The following is a 21,642-nucleotide window of genomic DNA, read 5'->3' as shown; positions in this document are numbered from 1 at the left end:
CGAAGGGCCACCCCTCCACCCCCGCAAGCCCCACTGGTCCCAGCAAGAGCCCCTCCGCGCCACACCCGGGCCGCCGCCCCGATAGCCAGCCAAGTCTTTTCTCGATCTGGTCCGGAGTCCAGGACCGCGAAGCGGCCGGCGAAGCCGGCGGGCCGAAGGGCGTCCTTGACGCCGGACCAGATCGAGAACACCCTCCAGGAAAGGGTCGGCGGCCCACGTCCCCCCGAAGAAGCAGTCCCCGACAACTGCCAGAACGAACTCAACAAGGTCGAAACACCCCGACCAGACCCGGAACCCGACCGTGTTGGTCTCGACACGCTCGCTGGCGCTCGCGGCTCGACCAGCGAGGGGCCAGGCCCAGACAAGCTCAGCACCCCACACCGAGACACACACGCCGACTCGACACCCGACGGCGGGACAGATGCGCCGACTCGACACCCCACGGCGGGACAGACGCGCCGACTCGACGCCGCCTGACGCACAACGCGCCAACTCGGGATGGTTGCCGCACGGCAAGGAAGGGTGACCCCCTGGCGAAGACACCCGTCTTCCAATAACCTACTGTCGATAGATTTACTGGAAGGGGATGGACATGGAGAGCGACCTGTTCGAGGCGGACCACGAGGAGTTCCGGGAGGTGGTCCGGGAGTTCGTCTCCCGCGAGGTCGAGCCGAACCTCGAGCGCTGGGACGAGCAACGCGAGATCGACCGGGAGACCTGGCTGGCCGCGGGCCGGCAGGGGCTTCTCGGTCTGGCCGTTCCGGAGGAGTTCGGTGGGCCGGGTGAGACGGACTACCGCTACCGGATGATCCTGCAGCTCGAGATCGCCCGCGTGGGTGCCAGCTCGCTGCAGTCGGGCTTCTCGACCAACGACGACATCGTGCTGAACTACCTGCTGCGGCACGCGACGCCGGAGCAGGCCAAGCGCTGGCTGCCGGGGTTCGTGACCGGCGAGACGATCGGCGCGATCGCGATGACCGAGCCGGGCGCGGGCAGCGACCTGCGCGGGATCACCACGAGCGCGGTGCCGGACGGCGACGGCTGGCTGATCAACGGCTCCAAGACGTTCATCACCTCCGGCATCTTGGCCGACCTGGTCATCGTCTTCGCGCGCACCGGGGAGTCCTTCAGCCTCTTCGTCGTCGAGGACGGCACCCCCGGATTCACCCGCGGCCGCAAGCTCGACAAGGTCGGGCTCCGCGCCCAGGACACCGCCGAGCTCTCCTTCGACCAGGTGCACGTGCCCGCGGACAACCTGCTCGGCGAGGTCGGTCAGGGACTGGCGTACCTGAAGCAGAGCCTGCCGCTGGAGCGGCTCGGCATCGCCATCGCCGGGCAGGCCTCGGCCGAGGCGGTGCTCGGCTGGACGGTCGACTACGTCAAGGAGCGGACCGCCTTCGGGCGCCGGATCGCCGACTTCCAGGTGCCCGCGCACAAGCTGGCGCACCTGCGCACGGCGATCGAGGTCTCCCGGGCCTACATCGACCGCTGCGTACGCGAGTGGAACGCCGGCACCCTCTCGCCGGTCGATGCGGCCAAGGCCAAGGCGTGGGCCACCGACCTGCAGCACGAGGTCATCGACGCCGGCGTGCAGCTACACGGTGGCTACGGCTACATGCTGGAGTATCCGGTCGCGCGGGCGTTCGTCGATGCGCGCGTGCAGCGGATCTACGGCGGCGCGAACGAGATCATGACCGACATCGTCGCCAAGGACCTGCTGCGCTGAAAACAGATCTGCTGGTCGGGCCTTGGGAGGCTCGACCAGCAGAGAGCCGGCTCAGCGGCGGTAGATCGACTTGGCGACCAGGTACGGCTCCAGCCCCTCGGGACCGAGCTCGCGGCCCAGGCCGCTGGAGCGGACGCCACCGAAGGGCGCGTTGATGTGCAGCTCGTAGTGGTTGACGCCCACGGTGCCGCTGCTGATCCGGCGCGCCAGGGCGAGGCCGTGCTCCTCGTCCGCGCTCCACACGACTCCCCCGAGCCCGTAGTCGGAGTCGTTGGCCAGGGCGATCGCCTCGTCCTCGTCGGCGTACGGCGTGATCACCAGCACCGGCCCGAAGATCTCCTCCTGGGCGATGACGCAGTCGTTGTCGACGTCGGCGAAGACGGTCGGCTCGACGTACCAGCCCGGGCGGTCGGGGACGCCGCCGCCGGTGGTGAGGCGGGCGAGGTCGCGGCCCTGCCGGATGTAGTCGGCGACCCGCTGCTGCTGGGGCTGTGAGACGAGCGGGCCGACCTGGGTCGCCCCGTCCAGCGGGTCCCCGACCGTCAACGCAGCCACGGTCGAGGTGACCGCCTCGACCACCTCGGCATAGCGGCTGCGCGGAGCCAGGATCCGGGTGGCGGCGTGGCAGGTCTGGCCGTTGTTGGGCAGCGAGACCTCCAGCAGCTTGGCGGAGACCAGCTCGAGGTCGGCGTCCTCGGCGACGAGCGAGACGGACTTGCCGCCGAGCTCGAGCGTGGCCGGGCGCAGCAGCCGGCCGGCGGTCGAGCCGATCACCCGGCCGGCGCCGGTGGAGCCGGTGAAGGCGACCTTGTCGACGCCGGGATGCTCGACGAGGTGGGCCCCGGCGTCACGGTCACCCGGAAGTACGTTGAGCACGCCCGGCGGCAGCCCGACCTCCGCGGCGGCGTCGGCGAAGACGAAGGCGTCCAGGGCGGTCTCGGGCGCCGGCTTGAGCACGACCGTGCATCCGGCCGCGAGCGCCGGGGCGATCTTCATCACCGCGAGCGGCTGCGGATAGTTCCACGGGGTCACCGCGGCGACCACGCCGACCGGCTCGCGGACCACCAGGGTGTTCCCGCCGGTCGGGCTGGGCCGGGTCTCCTCGAGGCTCAGCGAGGCCGCCAGCTCGGCGTAGTAGCCGGTGATGAAGCCGGGAGCGATGCCGTTGACGACGTGCGAGAGGGAGATCGGCATGCCGTTCTCCCGGGTGACCAGGGCTGCCGTCTCCTTGCGGCGGGCACCGAGCGCGGCGGCGAAGGCGCCGAGGAGCTGGGCCCGCTCAGACTGCGTCATCCGGCTCCACGGACCGGACAGAGCCGCACGCGCCGCGGCGACGGCGGCGTCGACGTCCTCGGCGGTGGCCATTGCCGTGGTGGCGAAGGGCTCGCCGGTGGCGGCCTCGATCACCTCGTAGGTCGTTCCCTTCGCCGGGTCGGTCCAGTCTCCGTCGATGAAGAGTCGGGGGCGGTCGTACATCAAGGGCTCCTTTAGAGGGTCTGTTCGCTGCCGAGGAGGACCGAGCTGACCAGCGGTGCCATCGGCCCGCCGATGAACAGCGAGGTGTCGGCTCGGTCGACCTGGTTGGTCGAGGTCCCGCGGATCTGCCGGACGGCCTCCACGGCCAGGCCCATGCCGTTGACGAACGAGTCGGCGATGTTGCCGCCGGAGGTGTTCACCGGCAGCGAGCCGCCGGGAGCGGTGAGGTTCTCGAGGGTCATCACCTCGGCGGCCGCCGGTCCGGGCGGGCAGAGTCCGTGGTCGATCAGGGAGGCGACCGCGGGGCCGCTGAAGTTCTCATAGACCTGGACGACGTCGACCTCGGCCGGCTTCACCCGGGCCTGCGCCCACAGCCGCGAGGCGACGCCGGTCCCGGAGGAGGAGTCGGCGAAGCCCGCCGAGGTGTAGGGCTCGTCGTTCTCGTTCTGCGCCGAGTAGCCGCCCGGAGCCCCTTGCGCCGCCCCCAGGACGTACGCCGCGGGGCGGCCCAGCGCGCGAGCGCGCTCGGCCGAGACCACGATGAGCGCGACCGCGCCGTCGTTCTCGCGCGAGCAGTCGAAGAGGTGGAACGGCTCGACGATGAAGGGCGAGGCGTCGTAGCCGGCCTCGTCGAGCGGCTTGCCGTAGCCCGCGGCGCCCGGGTTGTTCTGGGCGTGCTGGTAGGCGGCCAGGACGAGGTTGCGCATCGCCGAGCGGGGCACGCCGTCGTGCTCCAGCATCCGCTGCGTACGCAGTGCGCACACGTGGGCCGGGGTGGCGACACCGTGCGGCAGGTAGTTGTTGTCGAAGTAGTACTTCGCGTAGCCGAGGCGACCGGTCTCACGCTGGGACATCCCGCGGAAGGCGACGACGCACTCGGCCTGGCCGGTGGCGACGGCGGCGGCCGCAGCGCCGATGGCGGCCGCAGCGCCGCCTCCTCCCCCGCCCCAGACCATGCTCGACCAGCGCAGCTCGCGCACGCCCAGGTCGGCGGCGAGCACGGGCCCGCTGTTGTCGCCTCCGGCGTAGGAGGTGAACCCGTCGATGTCACGCGGCGAGATGCCCGCATCGGCGCACGCCTCCAGGATCGCCTGGAGGACGAGCTCGCGCTCGCCGACCGGTGCCTTGCCTCGTGGGTGGTGGATGTCGGCGACCCCCACGATCGCCGTGGTTCCGCGCAGGCTCATCGCTCCCCCTCCCCCGCGAAGCGCCAGCGGAGCACCGGCCACTCGGCGTTCACAGGCTGCTGGATCACGCCCGTGACCCGATCACCGATCGCCGGGCGCGGGTCCTCGCCGAGGAGGATGCCCAGCAGTCGCACCGGGACGTCGTCGAGCTGCACCAGGACCGTGACGTACGGGACCGGGACGTCGAGCTCGCTCATGAACGCGCGGGCGCTGCGTACCCAGGTGTGCACGGTGCCCGCTGGTGTGACCGGGGACCACTCGGTCCGGAAGGACCAGCAGCCGGGGCACATGGCCCGGCCGAGCGCGCGGCGCTGGCCGCAGGCGCCGCACTGCGGGAGCAGGAGCCGGTCCTCGCGGAGCCCCTCCCAGAAGGGGCGGTCGCCGTCGTCGGGGGCGGGGCCGGTCGGGAGGATCTCGGTCGTGGCAGCGGTCATGCCTGGCTCGCCGGGTCGAAGTTCTCCAGCGAGTCGGCCTTCCAGGCGCCGTCGACGAGCCCCCAGCCGGAGCGCAGGCCGATGGTTCCCTCCGGGGTGGTGTAGACCGCCTCGCCGATCCCCCGCTCGCCGTCCACGCGGGCGGAGCGGATCTCGGCGGCGTCGACCTGGGCACCCGGGACGCGGACCCCTTCGAACACCGACGGGACCGAGCCCGGGGCCATGTCGGCGAGCACGGACTTCATGTCGCCGGCGACGACGCCGTCGACGTGCCGGCGGTAGGTCGCCTCGAAGTCGGGAGTGGATGCGGTCATGAGGCTCTCCTCGGTAGGGGTTTCAGGGAAGGTCGAAAGTGGCGTCTGCCGAGACGTCGAGCTTGGTCCCGGCCAGGTCCTCGGTGACGAGACGCGCGGCGATCTCGGGTGCCTCCGAGCGCGCCAGCGTCCGGCCGCCTCCGGGCGTACGCAGCGCCGCCATCGCCGTCGCCGGCCGGCCGTCGCGGTCGTGGGCGACGGTCCAGGCCTCCAGCTCGGCGGGCCCGGTGTAGTCCGAGGCAACCGGGGTGGGCGCGACCGCATCCGCCTCGGCCTGCGCCGAGGCCCGGCGGAACCCGTCCCCGGGAGTCGGCGCGTAGACGCCGACGGCGTGCTTGGTCAGGTAGCCGCTGTTGGCGGTGACCAGCCCGGGGCGCTGGGTGCGGCGCACCTCGCGCAGCATCGTGGCGATGGCGTGGGTGCTGTAGTTGTTCCACGGTCCACCGGCGAAGGTGAGGCCGCCGGTGACGGTCAGCGGGCGGCCGGGGTCGTCGAGCGGAAGCCCGACCGCGTTCGCCGCGACCTGCACCGCGGAGGGGAAGCAGGAGTAGAGGTCGACCGGACCCAGGTCCTCGAGGGCGAGGCCGGCGAGGTCCAGTGCGGTCCGCGCGGAAGCCGCGATCGCCGGCGAGGCGTCGAGCCGAGGCCGCGCCGCGATCTGGGCGGTGTCGGAGGCTTCGCTCCCGGAACGGAGGAAGACCCACCGGTCCTCGGGGACGCCGTGGCGTCGCGCCGCCTCGACCGAGCAGACCAGGACCGCGGCCGCCTGCTCGACGCTGTTGTTGGAGTTCATCAGCTTCGTGTAGGGCGAGGAGATCATCCGGTTGGCCGGCGAGACGGTGGCGATCTCCTCGGCGGTGCAGCGCCGCCGCACCCAGGCATCGGGGTTGCCGACCGCGACCTCGTTGAACCTCGCCCACAGCCCCGCGATCGCGGAGCGGTGCTCGTCGACACCTCGCCCCGAGGCGATCCGGATCGCCTGCTCGAAGAGCGGATAGACGTACGCCGGGCGGTCGAGCCCCGCCACGACCTCGCTCGGGTCCTTCATGGGCACGTCGGGCCGGGTCTCGGGAACCGGCACGGACTCGTCCTGCCGGGTCCAGTCCGGGCGCTCGCCGCAGGCCTTGAGCGCTATCCGCGTCCGCCACGCCTCGGCACCGCCGACCAGCACGACGTCGCAGCGGCCGGCGGCGATGTCCTCGGCGGCGTCGTTGACCAGCGCCTGCGGATGGCTGCCGCCGTTGCCGGTGTAGACGGTGTGCCGTACCCAGGCCCCCAGCCGCTGGGCCACGAGCAGTCCCGGGTCGCGGTAGCGCCACGAGAGCATCCCGACGACGCGGACCGAGTCGATCCGCTCGACCAGCTCGGCCGCGCCCGCGTCCGCGGCCGCGAGCCGGGCCGCACGAGCGATCATGTCGACCGGCTCCTCGGCCTCGGCAAGGGTCTCCGGACGCTGGTTGAGCTGCCCGCCGCCGACGAGCACGGGAGTACGTGGGTCCAGACTCATGCCGCCGCCTCCGTAGCGCAAGCGCCAGAATACGGACGCGGCGGCATGCAAGGACCGATGTTCGCTCGCTCGCGCTCGCTCATGCACCAGCTCCTGACCGTGCCACGGTGAGCATCTCCTCGATGTCGACCAGCTTCACCCGCGGGCGTCGGGCCGCCCGGCCGGCGCCGGTCTCGTAGGTGTCGATCTGCCGCCAGCCCTCGAGCCCGACGTGGCCGGGCAGCCGCGACTCGATGTCGTCGGACGCCTGCTGCGGCGCAGGCAGGGTGCCGGCGTCGAAGTCCGCCAGCAGGTGGGCCACGGTCTCCCGGGCGCACTGCTTGTTGGTGCCGATGACCCCGCTCGGGCCGCGCTTGATCCAGCCGGTCACGAACAGGCCCGGCACGGGCTCCCCGGCCTCGTGGACGCGGCCGCCGGTATTGGGCACCACGGCGCGTACCTCGTCGAAGGGGACACCCGGCACCGCTGACCCGCGGTAGCCGATCGAGCGGAAGACCAGGCCGCAGGCGAGCTCCTCCAGATCGCCGGTCGGCACCGGGCGGACCACGCCGGACGCATCCGCCTCGAGCCGGTTGGCCTGCAGCCGGATGCCCGCCACCCAGTCGTCGCCGAGGACGGCCTCGGGCGAGGCCAGGAAGCGCAGCACCACCCGCCGGGGCTCGGTCAGGGGCCGGGAACAGAGCTCCTGCAGCAGGCGCTGCTTCTCGGCGGCGGCCGACCCCGGCTCCGCCTCTGCCGGGGTGAGCTCCTCGCTGCGTACGACGACGTCGATCCCGGGCGTCTGGATCAGGCCGAGCAGCTCCTTGGTGGTGAACGCGGCCTCCTGCGGTCCGCGGCGGCCGACCACGACGACCTCGCGGACGTTGCTCTCCCGCAGCTGCGCGAGTGCGTGGTCGGCGATGTCGGTGCCCGCGAGCCGCTCCGGGTCCGAGGCGAGGATCCGGGCGACGTCGAGGGCGACGTTGCCGTTGCCCACGACGACGGCACGCTCGCTGGAGAGGTCGAAGGTGCGGTGGGCGAAGTCGGGATGGCCGTTGTACCAGCCGACCAGCTCGGTCGCCGAGTGGCTGCCGGGGAGGTCCTCCCCCGGGATGCCGAGGCGCCTGTCGTCCAGGGCGCCGACGGCGACGATCACGGCGTGGTAGCTCGCGCGCAGCTCGTCGACGGTGATGTCGCGGCCGACCTCGGTGTTGAGGAAGAGCCGCAGTCCCTTGCGCTTCAGCGTCCGGGCGAACGCGACCGAGGTCTGCTTGGTGTCCTGGTGGTCGGGTGCGACCCCGAAGCGGACGAGTCCGCCCGGGATCGGCAGCCGTTCGTACATGTCCACGGCGACGTCGAGGCCGCGCCGCGAGAGCAGCTCCTCGGCCGCGTACGACGCCGCTGGACCGGATCCCACGATCGCCACCCGAAGCTGCTCCCCGCTCCGCCCGGCCCACGTGGTGGGCCGGGAAGGGACGGGCTCCTGCGCATAGTCACGCCGCCCGTCGCCGTCGAACCAGGAGGCGTTGATCCGTTCGTACGGCTCCTGGTCGGCGGCGAGGTCGTAGTCGGCGCTGATCGCTCCGACCGGGCACGCCTCGACGCAGGCACCGCAGTCGATGCACGCATCGGGGTCGATGTAGAGCATCTCGGCGGTGCCGTAGTCCGGCTCGTCCGGTGTCGGGTGGATGCAGTTGACCGGACAGACCGGTACGCAGCTGGCGTCGTTGCAGCAGGCTCGGGTGACGACGTGGGTCATGTCGCCTCGTCAGGCCTTGAAGTCGATGACGCCGCGGAGGTTGATCCCGGCGTGCATGTCCTCGTAGCCCTGGTTGATCTCCTCCAGGGCGTAGCGGCGGGTGATCAGCTCCTCGAGCTTGATGTGATCCTCCCGCCACAGCTGGAGGATGTCCGGCACGGCGCGGGTGGGCTGCATCATCCCGAACAGGGAGCCCTGGATCCGCTTCTGGTACATCGCCAGCTCGAACAGGCTCACCGGGATGCCGTACTCGGTGACGTTGCACATGCTGGTGAGCACGATGGTGCCCGCCTTGCGGGTCGCCGCGAAGGCCTCCGCGACGTGCTCGCCGTTGGCGACACCGACGGTGACGATCGCCGAGGCGGCGCCCTGCCCGTTGGTGAGCTGCTGGGCGCGGTCGGTGGCCTGGGCGATGTTGACGAACGCCTCGGTCGCACCGAGCTCGAGCGCCTTCTCGCGGTGGAACTCGACCGGGTCGACGGCGAGGATGTGCGACGCCCCGGCGAACTTGGCGCCCTGGACGGCGTTGATCCCGATGCCGCCGATCCCCATGATGACGACGACGTCGCCGGGGCGGACCTGGGCCGCGTTGACCGAGGAGCCCCAGCCCGTCGGCACACCGCAGCCGACCAGGGCGGCGATCTCGAGCGGGATGTCCTTGTCGATCTTGATCGCGCCCCACTCGGGCAGGATCGAGTACTCCGAGAACGTCGAGACCAGCGAGCACTGGCCGACGTCTTGACCGTCCTCGGTGTGCAGGCGGAAGGTGCCGTCGAGCTGAGTGCCCAGCATCATGTAGGCGCCGTTGTCGCACAGGTTCTGCATGCCGCGCGCACACCAGGTGCAGCGACCGCAGCCGGGGATGAAGGCGGCGACCACGTGGTCGCCGACCTCGAGATCGCGTACGCCGGGACCGACCTTCTCCACGACGCCGGCACCCTCGTGGCCACCCGCGAACGGGTAGGCCATCGCGGGGACGTCGCCCTGGGCGTAGTGGTCGTCGGAGTGGCACAGGCCCGCGTGCGAGAACCGCACCAGGACCTCGAACTCCTTGGGCTCGTCGACCTCGACCTCGATGACGTCCCACTTGCCGGGGCCGTCGAGAAGAACTGCTGCTCGTGACTTCATCTGCTCAGATCCTCACTCGAAGTCGATCTTCGCCATGGTTTCCTGGATGTACATGAACGCAGGCATGTTCTTGAGCATCTGCGCCATCTTGCCGCGCACGCGCAGCTTGCCCCGGGTCATCGCGACCGTCGGGTTGATGCTGCCGTCGAAGCAGCCCTTCCAGGTGTCGCTGGAGCCGCTGATCAGGAAGTCGGCGTTGTCGAGATCCTCCTGGGAGGCGTCGCGGACGCTGGTCACCTGGCCCTTGTCGAAGCTGACGAAGAACTGGCCCTCGAGCGGCGCCTCGTACTTGTAGGCCATGTCGAAGTCGATGTTCTTGCCCTTGTCGGCCCAGACCGGGTCGTTGTTGAGGGCATCGCCCATCGCCTGGTAGAACTCCACGGTTCCGAACTTGACGGTCATCTTGGGTACTCCTTTGGTTGGGATGCGAGATTGCGGGTACGACGGGTCAGATCGACTCGCCGAGGAAGAGCGGGAGCGAGACCACGCCCTTGACCTGGCTCAGGTGACGCTCCGGCGGGTTGTCGGGGTCGAGGCGGTAGTCCGGGATCCGCCGGTGCAGCTCCTCGAAGGCGACGCGCAGCTCGAGCCGCGCCAGGTGCGAGCCGACGCAACGGTGGTTGCCGGCTCCGAAGGCGAGATGCGGGTTGGGGTCGCGGGTCAGGTCGACCACGTCGGCGTCGGGGTAGACGCTGGTGTCGTGGTTGGCGGCGCCGAACGGGATCAGGATCTTGTCGCCCGCCTTCAGCTGTACGCCGTCGAGGACGTAGTCCTCCTTGACGACCCGGGCGGGGCAGACCGCCGACTCCCAGCGCAGCATCTCCTCGACCGCGGTGGGCACCAGCCCGGGGTCGTCGACGAGCTGCTTGCGTACCTCGGGGTGCTCGGCCAGGTAGATGACCGAGTGGGCCAGCTGTCCCTGCACCGTGTGCAGGCCGCCGATGAGGAAGAGGAACAGGATGTTGAGCACCTCGAACTGGGTCAGCTCGCGGTCCTCGAAGGTGCCGTTGATGAGGATCTGGGTGATGTCCTCGGCGTCGCCGGACTCGGCGCGCTCGTCGATCATCTCGCCGAAGTAGGCGTAGACCTCCATGGCGGCCGCCATCCGCACCTCGGTGGAGCGCTCCTCGCTGGCACCGGGCTCCCCCAGCACGATGGTGTCGGCCCAGTGGTTGAACTGGGCACTGTCCTCGAGGTTCCAGCCCATCAGCGCCAGGAAGACCCGGCTCGGGAACTCCTTGGCGAACGCCTGGATGAAGTCGACCTGCTTGTTCTCCAGCATCTCGTCGATGAGCTCGTTCGCGATGTCGCGGATCTGCGGCTCCAGCGCGGCCATCCGCTTCGGCGAGAAGAGCGGGTTGATCAGCTTGCGGTAGATCCCGTGGTCGGGCGGGTCGACCTCGATCGGGATCATCGGCCCGTCCTGCCCGATCGTGCCGGGCACGTTGACCGACTCGCTGGAGAAGACGGTGGGGTTCTTCAGAACCTCCTGGATGTTGTCGTACTTCGTCGCGACCCAGTGCCCGCCGTAGTGCGAGCTGTGGGCGACGGGGCACTTGCCGCGCATCTCGGCGTACACGTCGTAGACGGTGTCGGCGATGTCGGGTGAGTGGATGTCGAAGTCGGTCTGGATCTCCGGGCTCTCGGCGTCCTTGAGCTCGCTCATGACGGTCTCTCCTTCTTCCGGGTGGCTAGTGCGTGGCTGCGGAGGACGCGAACGCGATCGCGCGCTCCGGACAGTTGTTGACGGCACGTTCGAGGGCGGCGACATCGCCGGGCGTCGTGGCCTCGTCGATGACGACGCCGAAGCCTTCGTCATCGGCGTCGAAGACGGCGGGCGCCAGCATGTAGCAGCGGCCGTGGCCCTTGCAGATCGTGCGGTCGATCGATGCCTGGCTCATGCTCACTCCCACTCGCTGCCCACGACGCCGTAGGCGCGCAGGTCGATGTCGGTGTCCAGTGCCGTGTAGAGGCTGCGGACCTTGGTGTAGGACAGGAGGCCGTCACGGCCGTTCTCCTGGCCGACGCCGCTCATCCCACGTCCGGCGAGCGGAGTCTTGGTGACGTCGGCCTGGGCCGCGTCGTTGATCCAGGTGAGCCCGCCCTTCATCCGCAGGGCGACCTCGCGGGCCCGCACCAGGTCGGTGCCCCACACCGCGGCGGCGAGGCCGTAGCGAGTGTCGTTGGCGATCCGGATCCCGTCCTCGACATCGGAGTAGCGGATCACCGAGAGCACCGGCCCGAAGATCTCCTCGTGCGCGGCCGGGTTGTCGTTGTCGAGGTCGACCAGGACGGTCGGGCTGACGTAGTGGCCGCCGGCGGGCACCCCCACGGGGGCCTCGCCACCGACGATCGCCCGGGCGCCCGCCTCCAGTCCGGCGGCGACGAACTTCTCGACCTTGATGCGGGCCGCGTCCGAGATGACCGGGCCGACATCGGTGGTGAACTCGGCCGCGTGGCCGACGGTCAGGACCTTGGCGCGCTGCTCGAGCAGGTCGACGAACTCGTCGTAGCGGGAGTCCGGCACCAGCATCCGAGTCAGCGCGACGCAGGCCTGACCAGCGTGCATCATGCTGGAGAAGAGCATGCCGCGTACGGCCAGCTCGGCGTCGGCGTCGGGCAGCACCAGGCCGGCCGACTTGCCACCGAGCTCGAGGATGACGTCCTTGGCGGTGGCCGCCGCCGAGGCCATCACCTGGGTGCCGACCGCGGTGCTGCCGGTGAAGCTGACCAGGTCGACGTCGGGGTGGGCGACCAGCGCCTCGCCGGCGATCCGGTCGCCGTGGACCAGGTTGATCACGCCGGCCGGGATGCCGGCCTCCAGGCTGGCGGCGGCGAGGGCCTCGGGGCCGATCGGGGTCAGCGGCGAGGGCTTGAGGACGACCGTGTTGCCGGCGAGCAGCGCGGGGGCGACCTTCCAGACGGTCATGAAGAGCGGGAAGTTGTACGGCGTGAACGCCCCGACCACGCCGACCGGCTCGCGGTGCAGCTCCCACTGACCCAGCGCCGGCCCCGCCTGGAGCGGGAACGACTCCGGCGTCTCCAGGTGGTGGGCCATCTCGGCGAAGTCGCGCAGATGGGCCAGGGGGGCGCCCACCTGCAGCATCGGCGCGAATCGGGCGGTCGCGCCGGTGTCCATGATGAGCTCCTCGACCAGGGTGTCGAACCGCTTCTCCAGCACACCGGCCAGGCGGCGCAGCGCCTCGGCGCGGTCCGTCACCGACATCCGGGCCCAGGGGCCGTCGAAGGCGGTTCGTGCGGCCCGGACGGCGGCGTCGACGGTGGCGGCGTCGGAGTCCGGGACCAGCCCGTAGACCTCGCCCGTGGACGGGTCGTCGGCAGGGATCACGCCCTCGGCGTCGATCCACTCGCCGCCGATCAAGTTCTGGAATGCACGCATCACATGTCCTTCGTTCACTTGCTGCACGAGAGGGCCGGTGTGGCGCCCCTCACAGTCGCAAAACTTATACAATTAGGTTTACGCGGTCAATGCCCTACCCCGCACACGGCGTGGCGGCCAGTTCTCAGAGGGGCCTGAGATAGAGCACGTCCGACTGGTCGTGCTGGAATCCGAGCCCACGGGAGGCACCCACGAAGGCCTCGGAGAGGGCGTCGACATACATCTGGGCGACCCGGGCGCCGTCGGCCTGTACCCGCAGGAGCGCGGTCGTCAGCAGCGCCCGGACGTCGCCGGCAGGCACGCCTGCGGGGTCGAGCGCGATACACGCCGGCTGTCGCGCCGGATCCTTCTCGTCGACGCCGACGAGGACGCTTCCGGCAGGGGTGGCCAGGCGGGTCCGTCCGCGCGCGAGCACCTCCCGCTCGCCAGGTGCGATGCCGGCCAGGTGCCCCTCGACCATCTCCGCCGGCCCGTCGGGGGCGGGCTCGACGGCAGCGCCCACATCGTCGCCGGCGAAGGGGCGGGACCCGCCGATGAAGCGCAGGGTCTTGAAGAGCGCATGGTCGACGCGGGCGCCGAACCGACGCGCCATCCGCTCCGCGGCGGGATGGGCGCCGTGCGCCCACGCCCGCAGGCGGCGTACGCCCTCGACGGAGGACCAGCCGGTCGGCTGCTCGTCGAGGAGCTCGGCCAGCAGCGTGGCGATACCGTGGGAGCGGAACTCGGGACGCACCACGAGCTGGACGTCGGCGACCTCCCCGCGCACATCGAGCCGCAGGTACGCCACGACGGGTACGTCCGGCAGCCGGTCGAGCGCGACGCTGCCGCGCTCGCCGGGCGGCGCGATCGAGACCAGCAGGTGGCGGACCTCCCCGCGACCCGCCGTGGTCGGGGTGGCTGTCGAGAAGCCCGCCTCGGCGTCGTACTCGACCGCCTCCTCGAGCAGGCTCTCGACATCCTTCACCTCGTTGTCGGCCAGCGTCGTGCGCCACGTGTAGGTGATCATGCCTCGCCCGTCTCGTCCGTCTCATCCGTCTCGGAGGTCTCGGCCAGGAGGCGCTTGAGCAGGCGCCGGAACACCTGATTGGCGACCTCGTTGCGACCGAGCACCATCGAGCCCGCGTCAGCGCTGCCCATGGCGCTCTGGGAGTCGCGCAGCACCGGGAAGTCCTCGGCATGGAGCACCGCGAGGAGGATCTGCCAGTTCTTCTCCCACAGGTACTCCCAGCGCTCCTGGGTGATGCCGGCCTCGTCCGCGGACGGCACGATCAGGCGCATCTCCATGACCGAGTGCGTCGGCGAGGTCGGGTGCGGGCGGAAGGTGAGCAGCTGGAAGTGGTCGGGCTGCTTGAGCAGGGTGCTGTTCGGTCCGAGGAAGTGGGTCTCGGTGACGTCCTCCACGAGGCTGCGGTCGCCGGGCTCCTCCTCCAGCCAGCGGTCGATGCTCTTGCGGGGGGCGATGAAACGGCAGTGCCGATCGAAGTCCTCGAAGACCATCACGTTGGTGTGGATGTACTTCGCGGCGGAGTTCGGGTGGGCGTACTGGATGTGGTAGCCGTCGAGGAAGGCGTCCTGCATCACCTTCCAGTTCACCGGCTCCTCGAAGCCCTCGGCCCGGATGCAGCCGAGGCCGCCGAGGTCGTAGCCGGCCAGGATCCCGTCCATCTCCGGACCCAGCCAGGAGGCGACGTCGATCTCCGCATCGGCGTTGTCGACGACCCAGACGAAGCCGTGGCGCTCCTCGGCCGGGAGCTCGACGAGGCCGTACTCGGCCTGGTCGAGGTCACCGACGGTCGTGTCCCGCGTGATGGTGCGCAGCGTGCCGTCGATGTCGTAGGACCAGCGGTGATAGGGGCATGAGAAGAGCCTGCGCTTGCCGCACGGGTCACCCTCCAGGAGGCCGCCACGGTGGCGACAGAGGTTGACCAGGGCCTTGACTCCCCCGTCGCGCTGCCGGGTGATGATGATGTTGTTGCGCGGCAGCCGCACGGTCTTGAAGTCGTACGTCTTCGGGATCTCGGACCCGTGGGCGACGATCGTCGGCACCCGGCCGAAGATCAGGTCGCGCTCCCGCGCAGCCAGGTCGGGGTCGGTGAACTCGTGCGCCTCGAACGGCTCGACCTTCTCGAACTGGTCGGTGGTGTCGTTGCGTAGGTGGTCCAGCGCCCGTCTGATCCGCGCCTCGCGGTCGATGCTGACGTCGTCCGTCATGACGCCTCCTCTTAACTAATGTTTTTAGGTATTTCGAGTGATGAGTGTACGCCGCCGGCCGGTCCGGCGCAGCGGGTCAGGTCCGTGCGGTGCCCTCGGGCCGGCGCAGCATCGACTGCCACGAGAGCCGTTCGGCGACGGCCGTTCGCAGCTTCATGAGCGGCCCGGTGCGGTCGAACCCGAAGGCGCCGACCAGCTGGCCGTCGTAGCGGTACTGGGCGAGGAACGGGTCGGTGGCGCCGCCGTTGCCGATGAGCTCGACCTGGTCGGCGGGCTCGCCGAGGAGCTGGAGCTTGTGGCCGTACCACTCCGACCAGAAGTAGGGGGTGATGCTGCACGGGCGGCGGTCGGTGGTGAGCGCGTTGCGGACCACGAACTCGGCCTGCTCGCCGGTCGAGGTCCAGTGCTCCATCCGGGTCGAGCGCCCGTTCCACGGGTTGACCCAGCGGGCGACGTCGCCGACGGCGTAGACGCCGGGAACCGTGCTCTCCAGGTACGGAGAGCAGGCCACGCCGTCGCTGATCGCGACCCCGGAGCCGCGCAGCCATCCGGTGGCTGGCTCGACGCCGATGCCGACGATCACCAGGTCGGCCGGCACCGTGGTGCCGTCGCTGAGGGACACCTTCTCCGCCCGGCCGTGGCCGCGGATCTGGCGCACCTTGGTGTGCGTGAGGAGGTCGACGTCGTACTGCCGGTGCAGGTAGGCGAGCCGCTCGGCGACCAACGAGCCCACCGCGTCCACCAGCGGAAGCTCCCGGGCCTCGACCAGCGTCACCTCGGCACCACGAGCCCGGGCACTGGAGGCGACCTCGCCGCCGATGAACCCGGCCCCGACCACGACCACACGGGCGCCGGGCTCGAGGGCCTCGCGGATGGCGCGGGCCTGATCGAGCGTACGCAGCGTGGTGACCCCGTCGAGCTGGGCACCCTCGACGTCGAGCGGTCGCGGCTGTGCGCCGACGGCGATCACCAGCGCGTCGTAGTCGATGTCCCACTTGTCGGTGCGCACCCGCCGGTTGCGGGAGTCCAGCGAGAGCGCCTTCGTGCCGGTGTGGAGCGTGACCCCCTGCGACTCGGGGTCGGGCAGGTGCCAGAACGGCCCCGGTTCCTCCTCCCCTGCGAGGAACTCCTTGGTGAGCGGCGGGCGGTCATAAGGTCCGTGCGGCTCCTCGCCGATCACGGTGATCTCGCCGTCGAAGCCGATCCGGCGGGCCTCCTCCACGACGCGGGCGGCCCCCAGGGACGCGCCCACGATGACGAGCCGGCGGATCCCGTCGACCAGCTCGAGGTCGGCCATGTCAGCGACCCTTCCACTCGGGATCGCGTCTCTCCGCGAACGCCTTGGTGCCTTCTCTGAAGTCCTCCGAGCGCATGATCTTGGCCATCTCCCGGTCGTTGATGTCCCAGGGCTCCTGGTCCCAGTCGGAGCCTGCCGCCAGCGTGCGGTGCACGGCCTCCTTGGTCGCTGCCACCGACAGCGGCGCGTTCGCCGCGATGCGGTCGGCGAGCTCCAGGGCGACCTCGAGGGCGGTGCCGGCGGGCGCGACCCGGTTGGCCAGGCCGAGCTCGACGGCCCGCTCCGCGCTCACCGGGTCGCCGGTGAGCGCGATCTCGAGGGCGTGCTTGAGCGGCACCTGCCGCTGCGTACGGATCACGCCGCCGGCCGCGGCCATCAGGCCACGCTTGACCTCCGGCAGGCCGAGCTTGGCCCCCTCGTCGATCACGGCGAGGTCGGAGGCGAGCACGATCTCGGTGCCCCCGCCCAACGCGAACCCGTTGACCGCCGCGATCGTCGGGATCGAGACGTAGTGACGTACGTAGCCGGCGAAACCCCACTCCGGGTGGTCGGGGTCGTCGACCCGCTCGCCCCGCGAGAGCGCCTTGAGGTCCGCGCCGGCGCAGAAGGCCCGCCCGGTTCCGGTGACCACGAGCACGCGTACGTCCTCGTCCGCATCGGCCTCGGCCAGAGCCGTGCCGAGGCCGACCGAGACCGCCGAGTTGACCGCGTTCATCGCCTCCGCGCGCCGGATGGTCGCCACTGCCACGTGGCCTCTGCGCTCGAGGGTGACGATCTGGTTGTCGGCTTCGACCTGGGCAGTGCTCATGGATGGCTTCCTTCTCGTCGTACGTCGTCGGGCATCGTCATGCGGGGCGGGTCAGCGGACCTTCTGGTAGTGCTCGACCAGGTCGGCGTACTCGGTGCGGATGTCGGTCTTGGAGATCTTTCCGCTGGGCAGCCGCGGCAGCGGCTCGTCACGGAGCACGACGTAGCGGGGCACCTTGAAGTCGGCCAGCACCTTCGAGGCCTCCCGGATCACGTCCTCCTCGGTGAGGTCGCCGGACGCCTGGATGATCGCCGCCGGCGTCTCGCCGAACTTCGGGTCGGTGGCCGCGATCACGGCGACCTCTCCGACCCCTGGGATCGCGGCCAGGACCTGCTCGAGCTCGACCGGCGAGACGTTGATGCCGCCGGTGATGATCAGGTCCTTGAGCCGGTCGACGAACCTGATCCGGCCGTCCTCGTCGCAGACCCCGAGGTCGCCGGAGTGCAGCCAGCCGTCCCGGAAGACCTGCGCGTTGATGTCCGGCGACTCCCAGTAGCCGGGGGTGACGCCCGGCCCCTTGATCACCAGCTCGCCGGTCTCGCCGGGAGCGGCGAGCTCGCCGGCAGCGGTCATCACGGCGACCTCGGTGAAGATGTGGCCGGCGCCGCAGCTGTCGGGGTGGTCGCGGAACTCGCTGACCGGGGTCGAGGTGGCGATGCCACCGGCCTCGGTCATGCCGTAGATCTGGCGCAGCGCGACGTCCTTCTTCGCCCACGCCTCCAGGAGGGCGCCCGGCACGGCCGCACCGCCGACGACGGCGGTCGAGAGGGAGGACAGGTCGGCATCGGCGAACTCCGGGGCTCCGGCGATCGCCTGGTAGATCAGCGGTACGCCGAAGATGGCCTCGACGCTGTGCTCCTCGATGAGCTGGACCGCCCGCGAGGGCACCAGCTGCTTCTCGATCACGAGCTTTCCGCCGAGCACTGTCGACATCAGCATGCCCCACACCAGGCCCGGCGTGAACGCCAGCGGCAGCACCAGGAGCGCGGTCGAGCCGCGGTGGAAGCCCTGCTCGACCAGGCTGGCCTCGAAGACGATGTTGAGGAGCGTGCGGTTGGTCAGGACGACGCCCTTGGAGCGCCCGGTGGAGCCGCTGGTGAAGATGACCGAGATCGGGTCCTCCTCGCCGCGGTCGATGCGGAAGGTCTCGGGGTCGCCCTCGCGCAGCGCGGTCAGGTCGGCGAAGGGGACGACGGTGACCGGGGACCCGCTCGCACCGGCCTCGGTGGCGGTGGCGACGAGCGAGTCGTCGGTCACCACGGCTGTCGCGCCGGCGTCATCGAGCACCTTGCGCAGCTCGGCGGCGGTGAACCGGCTGTTGAGCGGCACCAGGACGGCGCCGGCCTTCAGGATCCCGAAGGCCGCGATCGGCCACGGGACGTCGTTGGGGGCCATCAGGCCCACCCGGTCCCCCGGCCGGACACCCTCGGCCTGGAGGCGGAGCGCGAACCGGCTCGACCAGTGCTCGACGGTCGCGTAGTCGAGCGTCTCGTCCTCGAAGACGAAGGCTGGTGCGTGCGGCTGTGTCCGCGCCCACCACGCAAGTGCAGAACCGATGGTGGCGCTCATGGCATCTCCTTCAATAAACCTATTGGCTGTAGATAACAGATTTGTAACCCGTGACGTGCGTCACTGTCAATGCCCCGAGAGCGATTCAGAGGTCAAGAATGAGCGGGCCCGTACGGCAGCGGCCGACGCAGATCATCATGCAGTCGTTCGCAGCCCGCTCGTCGTCGCTGAGCACGGAGTCGCGATGGTCGGGTACGCCGCCGAGGACCCCGGTCTCGCAGGTCCCGCAGGTGCCCTCGCGACAGGAGAAGTCGACCTCGATCCCGATACCGGCCAGAGCGTCGATGATGCTCTCGTCCTCGGCGACCGCGACCCGCGCGCCGGTCGAGGAGACCTCGACCTCGAACGCGGCCCCACCGGTCTCGACCGGCTCCTTCGGCGCGAAGCGCTCGATGTGCAGGGTCTCTCCCGGCCGCGTACGCATCTCCTGCTCGACCGCGGCCAGCAGCGGCTCCGGACCGCAGCTGTAGACGCGCCGGCCCTCCACCGGCTCACCGAGGACCGCCGGCAGGTCCAGCAGCCCGCGTTCGTCCTGGGGCCACAGATCGACCCGGTCCCCGTACGCCTCGAGGTCGTCGAGGAACGCCATCGACCCGCGCGAGCGGCCGCCGTAGACCAAGCCCCAGTCGGAGCCGGCGGCCGTCGCGGCCGCCATCATCGGCAGGATCGGGGTGATGCCGATGCCGCCCGCGATGAAGAGGTGGCGGTCGGCCGGCTCGAGGCGGAAGTGGTTGCGCGGGCCGCGGAGATCGAGCTCGTCTCCCTCGGCGAGCTTGTCGTGGATGCGCACCGAACCGCCGCGGCCGTCCTCGACCCGTAGCACCGCGACGCGATAACGATCGCGGGCGCCGATCGGGCCGCACAGGCTGTACTGCCGGACCTCGCCACCGTCAGGTAGGACATCGACGTGCGACCCCGGCTCCCATGCCGGGAGCTCCCCGGCGAGCGGCTCCAGCACGAGGCCGACGACGCCGTCGGCCAGGTCCCGCCTCTCGGCCACCCGGACCCTTCTGGCTTCCTCGGTCATCACGCCTCACCTCTTCCCTGGCAGCACTTTATCTAATGATGTTAGGTTTGGGAAGCACCATACATACTTGACGCCCGGAGGTGGCAATGAACCCGCTCGACCTTTTCCGCATGGACGGCCGCACCGTGGTGGTGACCGGTGCCAGCAGCGGCCTGGGAGCAGGCTTCGCCCGCGCCCTCGCCCACGCAGGGGCGAACGTGGTGATCGCGGCCCGACGGAAGGACCGGCTCGAAGCCCTCGCAGAAGAGGTGCGGGAGATCGGCCAGGAGCCGGCGATCGCGGTCGCCGACGTCGCCGACCCCGACGACTGCGCCCGCGTCGCCGACGTCGCGCTCTCGGCGTTCGGCGGCATCGACGGCCTGGTCAACAACGCCGGTCTCGGCTCAGCCGTCACCGCGCTCAAGGAGACACCCGAGGGCTTCCGCCAGCTGATCGACGTCAACCTCAACGGCACCTTCTGGATGGCCCAGGCGTGCGCCGCCCGGATGGAGAACGGTGGCTCCATCGTCAACGTGGCCAGCGTGCTCGGGCAGGTCGCGCCGCGCTTCCCTCAGGCCGCTTACGCCGCCAGCAAGGCGGGCGTCATCGGCCTGACCCGCGATCTCGCGGGTGAGTGGTCCTCTCGGCGCGGGATCAGGGTCAACGCATTGTGCCCCGGCTACTTCGACTCCGAGATGACCGCCGGCGAGGGAGAGCTGCTCCGCGAGATGGTCGCCGAGCAGAGCATGCTCGGACGGTTCGGGGAGCAGCACGAGCTCGACACCGCGATGCTCTTCCTGGTCAGCCCGGCCTCGACGTACGTCACCGGCACGACGCTCAGCGTCGACGGCGGCCTCACCTCCTACTGACCAACCGCCACAGACGCCGAGTCGGCGCGTTATGACGCGCCGACTCGGCGATCGGGGGTCAGCTCTCAGCGGGATCCGGCCACCGCGGACCGTAGGCGGGATAGTCACGAGGCACCCGGAGCGGGAAGGCCGGGTCGCGCTTCTCGAGGAAGGCGGCGACACCCTCGCCGACGTCGCCGAGGCCGGGCAGCTCGTAGACGCCGCGCGACTCGATCCGGTGGGCCTCCCACGGGCTCGGCGCGGCCCACATGCTCCACAGCAGCTGCTTGGACAGGGAGATCCCCACGGTCGAGGCCCGCTCGGCGATCTCGGTGGCGATGGCGTACGCGGTGTCGAGGAGGTCCGAGTCTGGGACGACCCGCCCCGCCAGACCGCCGGCGACCACCTCGCCGGCGGGCAGCAGGCGGCCGGTGAGGACCCACTCGGTGGCGCGGGCGGTGCCGACGAGCCGCGGCAGGAACCAGCTCGCGGCCGACTCGACGATCATCCCGCGCCGGGTGTAGACGAAGCCGACCCGGGTCGACTCCCCCACCACCCGGATGTCGGCGGGCAGGATCATCGATGCCCCGCCCCCGACGGCGGCACCGTTGACCGCGGCCACGACCGGCTTGAGCATCGCAGCCATCCGGAGGGTGACGACACCGCCGGCATCCCGGGGTACGCCGTCGACGTCACCGAAGCGCTCGACGAACGTGGCATGCTCGGGCGAGGGCTCGCGGTCACCATGGTGGAACCCCTCGTCCAAGTCGGCACCGACACAGAAGTTGCGGCCCCTCCCGGTCAGCACGACCACCGCGACCTCGTCGTCAGCCTCGGCCCGGTCGATCGCGTCGACGAGCTCACTGCACAGGCGCAGCGTCATCGCGTTGCCCTGCGCGGGGCGATCGAGGGCGATGGTCGCCACCCTGCCCTCGACCTGGTAGTCGACCACGGGACCAGCAGTCATCTCAAAGCTCCTGACATTGGCAGATA

20 protein-coding genes are annotated in these 21,642 nt (G+C 70.6%); 2 read left to right on the top strand and 18 right to left on the bottom strand.

Annotated features, from left to right (window positions below; all coding sequences use genetic code 11):
* The first annotated feature begins 592 nt into the window (after positions 1-592).
* Positions 593-1,726, top strand: coding sequence for an acyl-CoA dehydrogenase family protein (locus BLT25_RS16310; protein WP_091048814.1), 1,134 nt, complete (start codon positions 593-595; stop codon positions 1,724-1,726).
* 51 nt (positions 1,727-1,777) lie between these two features.
* Here the strand turns inward: BLT25_RS16310 and BLT25_RS16305 are convergent, their stop codons facing one another.
* From BLT25_RS16305 to BLT25_RS16225, 17 genes are all read right to left on the bottom strand, one after another.
* The gene (locus tag BLT25_RS16305; RefSeq protein WP_091047986.1) at positions 1,778-3,202 is read right to left on the bottom strand and encodes an aldehyde dehydrogenase; all 1,425 of its coding nucleotides are present in this window, start codon (positions 3,200-3,202) and stop codon (positions 1,778-1,780) included.
* An 11-nt stretch (positions 3,203-3,213) separates the two neighbouring features.
* Positions 3,214-4,389 (bottom strand): thiolase C-terminal domain-containing protein, encoded by a 1,176-nt coding sequence (locus tag BLT25_RS16300; RefSeq protein ID WP_091047984.1) that lies wholly within the window; start codon positions 4,387-4,389, stop codon positions 3,214-3,216.
* The gene (locus tag BLT25_RS16295) at positions 4,386-4,823 is read right to left on the bottom strand and encodes a Zn-ribbon domain-containing OB-fold protein (RefSeq protein WP_091047981.1); all 438 of its coding nucleotides are present in this window, start codon (positions 4,821-4,823) and stop codon (positions 4,386-4,388) included. The genes BLT25_RS16300 and BLT25_RS16295 overlap by 4 nt, the downstream gene beginning before the upstream one ends.
* Positions 4,820-5,137 carry a hypothetical protein gene (locus BLT25_RS16290; RefSeq protein WP_091047978.1) on the bottom strand — a complete coding sequence of 106 codons (318 nt, stop codon included), beginning with the start codon at positions 5,135-5,137 and terminating at the stop codon, positions 4,820-4,822. Before BLT25_RS16290 ends, BLT25_RS16295 begins: the two co-directional genes overlap by 4 nt.
* A 22-nt stretch (positions 5,138-5,159) precedes the next feature.
* Positions 5,160-6,644, bottom strand: coding sequence for an acetyl-CoA acetyltransferase (locus BLT25_RS16285; protein ID WP_091047976.1), 1,485 nt, complete (start codon positions 6,642-6,644; stop codon positions 5,160-5,162).
* Between the two features lie 79 nt (positions 6,645-6,723).
* The gene (locus BLT25_RS16280) at positions 6,724-8,382 is read right to left on the bottom strand and encodes an FAD-dependent oxidoreductase (protein WP_091047973.1); all 1,659 of its coding nucleotides are present in this window, start codon (positions 8,380-8,382) and stop codon (positions 6,724-6,726) included.
* Between the two features lie 9 nt (positions 8,383-8,391).
* On the bottom strand, positions 8,392-9,510 hold the full coding sequence (locus BLT25_RS16275; protein WP_091047971.1) for an NDMA-dependent alcohol dehydrogenase: 1,119 nt from the start codon (positions 9,508-9,510) through the stop codon (positions 8,392-8,394).
* A 12-nt stretch (positions 9,511-9,522) separates the two neighbouring features.
* Complete coding sequence (locus tag BLT25_RS16270; RefSeq protein ID WP_091047968.1) at positions 9,523-9,912, bottom strand: SCP2 sterol-binding domain-containing protein; 390 nt, start codon at positions 9,910-9,912, stop codon at positions 9,523-9,525.
* Between the two features lie 46 nt (positions 9,913-9,958).
* Complete coding sequence (locus BLT25_RS16265) at positions 9,959-11,176, bottom strand: cytochrome P450 (protein ID WP_091047966.1); 1,218 nt, start codon at positions 11,174-11,176, stop codon at positions 9,959-9,961.
* Positions 11,177-11,201: 25 nt separating this feature from the next.
* Positions 11,202-11,411 carry a ferredoxin gene (locus tag BLT25_RS16260; RefSeq protein ID WP_091047964.1) on the bottom strand — a complete coding sequence of 70 codons (210 nt, stop codon included), beginning with the start codon at positions 11,409-11,411 and terminating at the stop codon, positions 11,202-11,204.
* Positions 11,412-11,413: 2 nt separating this feature from the next.
* Positions 11,414-12,910, bottom strand: coding sequence for an aldehyde dehydrogenase family protein (locus BLT25_RS16255; protein WP_091047961.1), 1,497 nt, complete (start codon positions 12,908-12,910; stop codon positions 11,414-11,416).
* Positions 12,911-13,034: 124 nt separating this feature from the next.
* Positions 13,035-13,916: a GNAT family N-acetyltransferase gene (locus tag BLT25_RS16250; protein ID WP_091047959.1), complete on the bottom strand. Its 882-nt coding sequence runs from the start codon at positions 13,914-13,916 to the stop codon at positions 13,035-13,037.
* A complete protein-coding gene (locus BLT25_RS16245; RefSeq protein ID WP_091047957.1) occupies positions 13,913-15,121 on the bottom strand; it encodes an aromatic ring-hydroxylating oxygenase subunit alpha in 1,209 nt (402 codons plus the stop codon). The genes BLT25_RS16250 and BLT25_RS16245 overlap by 4 nt, the downstream gene beginning before the upstream one ends.
* 76 nt (positions 15,122-15,197) lie before the next feature.
* On the bottom strand, positions 15,198-16,418 hold the full coding sequence (locus tag BLT25_RS16240) for an NAD(P)/FAD-dependent oxidoreductase (RefSeq protein WP_091047955.1): 1,221 nt from the start codon (positions 16,416-16,418) through the stop codon (positions 15,198-15,200).
* Between the two features lies 1 nt (position 16,419).
* A complete protein-coding gene (locus tag BLT25_RS16235) occupies positions 16,420-17,226 on the bottom strand; it encodes a crotonase/enoyl-CoA hydratase family protein (RefSeq protein WP_091047953.1) in 807 nt (268 codons plus the stop codon).
* Positions 17,227-17,277: 51 nt separating this feature from the next.
* Positions 17,278-18,795: a class I adenylate-forming enzyme family protein gene (locus BLT25_RS16230; RefSeq protein WP_091047950.1), complete on the bottom strand. Its 1,518-nt coding sequence runs from the start codon at positions 18,793-18,795 to the stop codon at positions 17,278-17,280.
* A gap of 85 nt (positions 18,796-18,880) precedes the next feature.
* A complete protein-coding gene (locus tag BLT25_RS16225; RefSeq protein ID WP_091047948.1) occupies positions 18,881-19,822 on the bottom strand; it encodes a PDR/VanB family oxidoreductase in 942 nt (313 codons plus the stop codon).
* 110 nt (positions 19,823-19,932) lie between these two features.
* Between BLT25_RS16225 and BLT25_RS16220 the strand changes: the two genes are divergently transcribed.
* Positions 19,933-20,670, top strand: a complete 738-nt coding sequence (locus BLT25_RS16220; protein WP_256328626.1) for an SDR family NAD(P)-dependent oxidoreductase — start codon at positions 19,933-19,935, stop codon at positions 20,668-20,670.
* A 58-nt stretch (positions 20,671-20,728) separates the two neighbouring features.
* On the opposite strand, the gene BLT25_RS16215 is transcribed toward BLT25_RS16220, so the two are convergent.
* Positions 20,729-21,616, bottom strand: a complete 888-nt coding sequence (locus tag BLT25_RS16215; protein WP_091047942.1) for an enoyl-CoA hydratase-related protein — start codon at positions 21,614-21,616, stop codon at positions 20,729-20,731.
* Positions 21,617-21,642 lie beyond the last annotated feature (26 nt).

The organism is Nocardioides sp. YR527 (assembly GCF_900101045.1).
In the GTDB taxonomy this organism is placed as follows: Bacteria; Actinomycetota; Actinomycetes; order Propionibacteriales; family Nocardioidaceae; genus Nocardioides.
This window is presented reverse-complemented; position numbering and strand designations above follow the sequence as displayed.

Bases quoted from the DNA above. Each gene is read 5' to 3' on its own strand.
- BLT25_RS16310 (WP_091048814.1), top strand. From the start codon at position 593: ATGGAGAGCGACCTGTTCGAGGCGGACCACGAGGAGTTCCGGGAGGTG.
- BLT25_RS16305 (WP_091047986.1), bottom strand. From the start codon at position 3,202: ATGTACGACCGCCCCCGACTCTTCATCGACGGAGACTGGACCGACCCG.
- BLT25_RS16300 (WP_091047984.1), bottom strand. From the start codon at position 4,389: ATGAGCCTGCGCGGAACCACGGCGATCGTGGGGGTCGCCGACATCCAC.
- BLT25_RS16295 (WP_091047981.1), bottom strand. From the start codon at position 4,823: ATGACCGCTGCCACGACCGAGATCCTCCCGACCGGCCCCGCCCCCGAC.
- BLT25_RS16290 (WP_091047978.1), bottom strand. From the start codon at position 5,137: ATGACCGCATCCACTCCCGACTTCGAGGCGACCTACCGCCGGCACGTC.
- BLT25_RS16285 (WP_091047976.1), bottom strand. From the start codon at position 6,644: ATGAGTCTGGACCCACGTACTCCCGTGCTCGTCGGCGGCGGGCAGCTC.
- BLT25_RS16280 (WP_091047973.1), bottom strand. From the start codon at position 8,382: ATGACCCACGTCGTCACCCGAGCCTGCTGCAACGACGCCAGCTGCGTA.
- BLT25_RS16275 (WP_091047971.1), bottom strand. From the start codon at position 9,510: ATGAAGTCACGAGCAGCAGTTCTTCTCGACGGCCCCGGCAAGTGGGAC.
- BLT25_RS16270 (WP_091047968.1), bottom strand. From the start codon at position 9,912: ATGACCGTCAAGTTCGGAACCGTGGAGTTCTACCAGGCGATGGGCGAT.
- BLT25_RS16265 (WP_091047966.1), bottom strand. From the start codon at position 11,176: ATGAGCGAGCTCAAGGACGCCGAGAGCCCGGAGATCCAGACCGACTTC.
- BLT25_RS16260 (WP_091047964.1), bottom strand. From the start codon at position 11,411: ATGAGCCAGGCATCGATCGACCGCACGATCTGCAAGGGCCACGGCCGC.
- BLT25_RS16255 (WP_091047961.1), bottom strand. From the start codon at position 12,910: ATGCGTGCATTCCAGAACTTGATCGGCGGCGAGTGGATCGACGCCGAG.
- BLT25_RS16250 (WP_091047959.1), bottom strand. From the start codon at position 13,916: ATGATCACCTACACGTGGCGCACGACGCTGGCCGACAACGAGGTGAAG.
- BLT25_RS16245 (WP_091047957.1), bottom strand. From the start codon at position 15,121: ATGACGGACGACGTCAGCATCGACCGCGAGGCGCGGATCAGACGGGCG.
- BLT25_RS16240 (WP_091047955.1), bottom strand. From the start codon at position 16,418: ATGGCCGACCTCGAGCTGGTCGACGGGATCCGCCGGCTCGTCATCGTG.
- BLT25_RS16235 (WP_091047953.1), bottom strand. From the start codon at position 17,226: ATGAGCACTGCCCAGGTCGAAGCCGACAACCAGATCGTCACCCTCGAG.
- BLT25_RS16230 (WP_091047950.1), bottom strand. From the start codon at position 18,795: ATGAGCGCCACCATCGGTTCTGCACTTGCGTGGTGGGCGCGGACACAG.
- BLT25_RS16225 (WP_091047948.1), bottom strand. From the start codon at position 19,822: ATGACCGAGGAAGCCAGAAGGGTCCGGGTGGCCGAGAGGCGGGACCTG.
- BLT25_RS16220 (WP_256328626.1), top strand. From the start codon at position 19,933: ATGGACGGCCGCACCGTGGTGGTGACCGGTGCCAGCAGCGGCCTGGGA.
- BLT25_RS16215 (WP_091047942.1), bottom strand. From the start codon at position 21,616: ATGACTGCTGGTCCCGTGGTCGACTACCAGGTCGAGGGCAGGGTGGCG.